This window comes from Mesorhizobium sp. P5_C1 (assembly GCF_054049815.1).
In genome coordinates, this window is sequence record NZ_JBFULQ010000388.1 from 1 (window position 1) to 5,509 (window position 5,509).

Annotated in this window: 5 protein-coding genes; all 5 read right to left on the reverse strand. The window is 61.4% G+C overall.

Annotation, left to right across the window (positions count from 1 at the left end; translation table 11 throughout):
* On the reverse strand, positions 1 to 338 hold a 338-nt coding region (locus ACXJ7R_RS23855), incomplete at its 3' end, for a GFA family protein (protein ID WP_457153989.1).
* A 136-nt stretch (positions 339 to 474) separates the two neighbouring features.
* Positions 475 to 849, reverse strand: a complete 375-nt coding sequence (locus tag ACXJ7R_RS23860; RefSeq protein ID WP_457153990.1) for a hypothetical protein — start codon at positions 847 to 849, stop codon at positions 475 to 477.
* Between the two features lie 192 nt (positions 850 to 1,041).
* A complete protein-coding gene (locus ACXJ7R_RS23865) occupies positions 1,042 to 1,461 on the reverse strand; it encodes a GFA family protein (RefSeq protein ID WP_457153991.1) in 420 nt (139 codons plus the stop codon).
* A 65-nt stretch (positions 1,462 to 1,526) separates the two neighbouring features.
* Positions 1,527 to 2,658 (reverse strand): peptide chain release factor 2 gene (gene prfB / locus ACXJ7R_RS23870; RefSeq protein ID WP_457153992.1). Its coding sequence is split into 2 segments (ribosomal slippage): positions 1,527 to 2,591 and positions 2,593 to 2,658, totalling 1,131 coding nucleotides; the frame shifts between segments, so codons are not numbered across the junction.
* A 117-nt stretch (positions 2,659 to 2,775) separates the two neighbouring features.
* Entirely contained in the window at positions 2,776 to 5,232 is a 2,457-nt protein-coding gene (locus ACXJ7R_RS23875) for a penicillin-binding protein 1A (RefSeq protein ID WP_457153993.1), read from the reverse strand.
* Positions 5,233 to 5,509: the final 277 nt, after the last annotated feature.

Consider the following 5,509-nt stretch of genomic DNA (forward strand, 5'->3'; position numbering starts at 1 on the left):
ACTTCGACCTTATCGAGATCGAAATCATCGAAGAGCCGCGAATTGACACTGATCTTGGGATTGTCGAAATCCGGCTCGCCAGTCGACCAATCCGGCGTTTCCGTGAAGGTGCCGCAGCCGCATGTGGCGCAAAAACCGTGCTTGACTGTTTTTGACCCCCATTGGTAGACGGAAACATTCTCCGGCGGGCTGGTGAGCTTGAATTGCGACGGAACGTAGTAGGCCCAGAGCGAGCCCCGTTTCGAGCAGAACGAGCAGGTGCATTGCGTCACAGTCTGCGGCGCCTGCGAAACCTCGAATGTCGTCCCCTTGCAATGACAGCTTGCCTTGATGGTCATCAACGAACTCCTCCAGTCGCCCACCGCCTCGTGCGGCAAGGGCAGCATAAAGAGGCGCTCCTGACAACTCTCTGCCAGCAGAGGCGCCAGACGGCGCGCCGTCTGAACCTTCATTCTAAATCCAGGCCGGAAAGGCCTAGAAGGACGATGGCGGCACGAACAGGCAGATGGTCTTGCCGGCATCGAGCCCGGCTTCATGGGCGCACCAATGGAATTCGCCGTCGGGCGAATCCTTGATCCGTCTGTCGCTGTAGGCCAACACCTCCCCGGTGTCCTTGATGACATAACCTTCCGGGCGCTCGCTGATCGAGGTTTGCGACACCTCGTGGCAATCGTAATTGGCGCAGCAGGCGAACGGATAGCTCCAGCCTTGCGGTTTCGCCGCGGTCGGCTTGGCATCATGCGCCAACGCCGGCGACGACAGCATTGCGATCATTGGAATTGCAAGCAGGGAAATCAGGAGTCGACCGGCCGGTCGAACGGCTTTGGCCGATCTGGGTGTGGCAGACATGGAAACGTTCCTTTCAAACGAGCCATCAAGCGTTTCGCTTGCCCGTTCCCTGAACGTCTCTTCCCAGCGGCCGGATCGTCAGCTAGCAGATATGCCGCGCCCAGCCATAAATGCTTTTGTCTCCCCTCAATGCGGTGATGGTGAGCGCAAATGTGAGTCGGCGCAAGAAATTGCTACGTGGCAGACCGACGCCTATTCGTCGACAGATCCGGCAATCACGTGCTCTTGATATTGCGGCAGGTCGTCGGTGATGGTGAACCAGCCCGCCTTGGAGCCCACGAAGATATGGGCGGACGGGCGGATCGACGGGTCGTCGGCAAGGGTTCCCATCGCCACGTGGACGAAAGCCCCTTCGCGAACCAGCGAATAGAGCAATGAGCCGCACAGCCCGCAATGCGCATCATGGCCGCTTTGATCGCCGAAGATCAGAAGCTTGTCCTCGCCTTCGCCCAAGGCAAATTTTTCGCGCTCGATACCGGCGAACGGCTTGAAGGCCGAACCCGTGGTCCGTCGGCAATTGGAACAGTGGCAGTTGGCCGCGTAAACAAACTCGTCCCGTACGGCGTATTGCACAGCGCCGCACAAACATTTTCCGACAAGCTTGCGAGCCATCGTCCTATCCAGGTCTATGTGGGCCCGCGGTACTGGACCCAATTTTCGGGATCATGCTGCCAGGACTAATCCAGATCCGCCACCGCTTCACCCGCACCGCCCTCGATGCGCTGCGACAGGGAGGCTTCCATGAAATCGTCGAGGTCGCCATCGAGCACGCTCGACGGGCTGGTGCTCTCGACGCCGGTGCGAAGATCCTTCACCAACTGGTAGGGCTGCAGCACATAGGAGCGGATCTGGTGACCCCAGCCGATATCGCTCTTCGACGCTTCGGTGGCGTTGGCAACAGSCTCGCGCTTCTTCAGCTCTTCCTCGTAGAGGCGCGAGCGCAACATCTCCCACGCCTTGGCCTTGTTCTTATGCTGCGACCGTTCGGCCTGGCAGGCGACGGCGATGCCGGTGGCAAGGTGGGTGATGCGCACCGCCGAATCCGTGGTGTTGACGTGCTGGCCGCCCGAGCCGGACGAGCGGTAGGTGTCGATGCGGACATCAGATTCGGACACGTCGATCTCGATCGTGTCGTCGATGACCGGATAGACCCAGATGCTGGCGAACGACGTGTGACGACGCGCATTGCTGTCATAGGGCGAAATGCGTACCAGGCGATGAACGCCCGATTCCGTCTTCAGCCAGCCATAGGCGTTGTGGCCCTTGATCAGCAGCGTGGCGGACTTGATGCCGGCCTCTTCGCCGTCATGCACTTCCAGCACCTCGACCTTGAAGCGGCGCCGCTCGGCCCAGCGCGTGTACATGCGCAAAAGCATCGAGGCCCAGTCCTGGCTTTCGGTGCCACCTGCGCCGGCATGGACTTCGAGGTAGGTGTCGTTGGCGTCGGCCTCGCCCGACAGCAGCGTCTCGACCTGGCGAGCCTTCGCTTCGCCCTGCATCGAACGGAGCGCGGCTTCCGCTTCCGCGATGACGCCCTCGTCGCCCTCTTCCTCACCGAGTTCGATCAGCCCGATATTGTCTTCCAGCGCCTGCGTCAGGCCTTTCACCGAGGCGATACCTTCCTCGAGGCCCTGCCGTTCGCGCATCAACTTCTGTGCTTCCAGCGGTTCGTTCCAGAGGCTGGCGTCCTCGGCGCGCACGTTGAGGTATTCAAGCCGCTTTATGGCCTGATCCCAGTCAAAGATGCCTCCTCAGCAGGGTAATCGCCTGCCTGATCTCGTCGACAATATTCTGCGTTTCCGCGCGCATGGCTGGCTGTTCTGTCCTGTTTGATGAAATCGGTAGGCGCGATACATAGGGAGGCCGCCGCCGGCTGTAAAGCAAAATGGGCCGGCGCAAGGCCAGCCCATCCGCTCATGAAAATCGTCAGTAGAGGCCGCCGCCGCCGGACTGGATGGCCTGGTTGGCCTGCGGCGATAGTGCACCGCCGGTGGCATTAGAGCCGTCGGCGCCCATGCCGATCACCCAATAGCTGTCGGCAGGCCCGGTACCCGGCTTGAAGGCTTCGATGATGGTGCCGGGATCGCCCGAAGCGGCACGCATGCCGGTCTTGCGATTGATGGCGATCAGGTTCATGCCTTCCGGCACCTTGAAGTCGACATTGGGCGTGCCATCCAGCGCCACCCGCATGAAGTCCTTGAAGATAGGTGCCGCGAGACCACCACCGGTAGCGCCATGGCCAAGGCCGCGCGGCGTGTCGTAGCCCATGTAGAGGCCAACGACGAGGTTGGGCGTAAAACCGATGAACCAGGCGTCCTTTTCGTCGTTCGTCGTCCCGGTCTTGCCGGCGATGTGGCGGCCGAGTTCGCCGATGGTGGCGCCGGTGCCGCGCTGCACGACACCTTCCATCATCGAGGTGATCTGATAGGCGGTCATCGGATCGAGCACCTGCTCGGAATTGTCGACCAGTTCCGGTTCCGGCTGGTTCTGCCATTCGGGCGCATTGCAGCCCTGGCAGCCACGTTCGTCCTGCTTGAACACCGTCTTGCCGTAGCGGTCCTGGATGCGGTCGATCAGCGACGGCTTGATCGACTTGCCGCCGTTGGCCATGATCGAATAGGCCGACACCATGCGCATCACGGTCGTTTSGCCGGAGCCCAGCGCCATCGGCAGATACGGCGCCAGATGGTCGTAGACACCAAAGCGCTCGGCATACTCGACGACCAGCTTCATGCCCATATCGTTGGCAAGCCGCACCGTCATCAAATTGCGCGACTTCTCGATGCCGGAGCGCAATGTCGCCGGACCAGCAACGGTGCCGTCATAGTTCTTCGGCGTCCAGGTCGTGTTGCCGCTCTGGATGGTGATCGGCCCGTCCATGATCACCGAGGCCGGCGTATAGCCGTTGTCGAGCGCGGCCGAATAGACGATCGGCTTGAACGAGGAGCCTGGCTGGCGCATGGCTTGCGTCGCGCGATTGAATTCGGATTGCGCGTAGGAGAAGCCGCCGACCATGGCCAGCACGCGGCCGGTATGCGGATCCATGGCGATCAGGCCGCCCTCCACCTCGGGAACCTGGCGCAGGCTGTAGGCGCCATCGGCGCCATCGTTCTTCTGCACGAAAATAACGTCGCCCGGTTTCAAGACGTCCGCCGGCGACTTGGCCTTGACGGTCTTGCCGTCGACCAGATGGCGCATGGCGAAACCCATGTCGTCCTTGCTGACGGTGCCTTCGACGCGTTCCTTGACGATCTCGCCCGAGGCCTGGCGCGCCGGCTGAAGGCCGATCGACAGGCCGGTCTCCGAACTGTCGAGCACGACGGCCAGCGACCATTCAGGGACATCCTCCAGCCCCTTGACGTTGCCAAGCGGCACGCCCCAGTCGCCGGACACGTCGATGGTCGTCACCGGTCCGCGATAACCGCGCAGCGTGTCGTATTTCATCAACCCGTTCTGCATCGCCTTGCGGGCAATGAGCTGAACCTTCGGATCAAGCGTCGTGCGGACGGAAAGGCCGCCTTCGTAAAGCGCATTCTCGCCGTAACGGGCGATGATCTGGCGGCGCACCTCCTCGGTGAAGTACTCGCCGGCGAAAAGATAGGTGCCGTTGCGGCGCGGCGTCACGCCCAGCGGCTCGGCCTTGGCCTTGGCGCCTTCCTCACGCGTCACGTAGCCATTCTCGACCATCTGGTCGATGACCCAGTTGCGGCGCTCCAGCGCGCGATCGGCATGCTTGAAGGGATGGTAGTTGTTCGGTCCCTTCGGCAGCGAAGCCAGATAAGCAGCTTCGGCCACGGTCAGCTCGTTGACCGACTTGTCGAAATAGGTCAGCGCCGCACCGGCGACGCCATAGGCGCCGAAGCCGAAGAAGATTTCGTTGAGGTAGAGCTCGAGAATACGATCCTTGGGGTAGGCCTGCTCGATGCGKAAGGCGAGGATCATCTCCTTGATCTTGCGCTCATAGGTCTGGTCCGAAGACAAGAGGAAGTTCTTCGCCACCTGCTGGGTGATCGTCGAGGCGCCGACCTGGCGCTTGCCTGAGCCAAAATTCTGCAGGTTGACGATGATGGCGCGGCCAAGGCCGGTCACGTCGATGCCGGGATGATTGTAGAAGTTCTTGTCTTCGGCGGACAGGAAGGCTGCCTTGACGCGATCCGGTATGGCCTGGATCGGCAGGTACAGGCGCCGCTCACGGGCATATTCGGCCATCAGCGCGCCGTCCGACGCATGAATGCGGGTGGTCACCGGCGGCTCGTATTTGGCCAGCACCTCGTAGTCGGGGAGGTCCTTCGACAAATGGCCGATGTAGATCGCAACGCCCGCCGCGACCAAAAGGGCCAGCGTCGTGCCGATGCCGAAAAAATAGCCAATGAGACGAATCATACCCGCTCCAGTCCTTGGTTCGGGAATTTCCTAAACGAAGCCGCCTTCCGCGCAAGCTTTCGAGCCGGTCCCAATCCGCAATCGAAAACTCATGTCGCCACCATGTGGACAAAATACGGCAATGCCTGAATTCGTGACCGCAGGCCGTAAATAAAGGCAACAGCTGTTGTCGCCGCGCAACGCTGCCCCTGGTTGTGGGCGACCCGGAGCATGTCAGCCTCCGGTTCCGGCTCCGGTCTTGGCTGACGCGAAAAGTGCGACGGCATTGGTTATACTC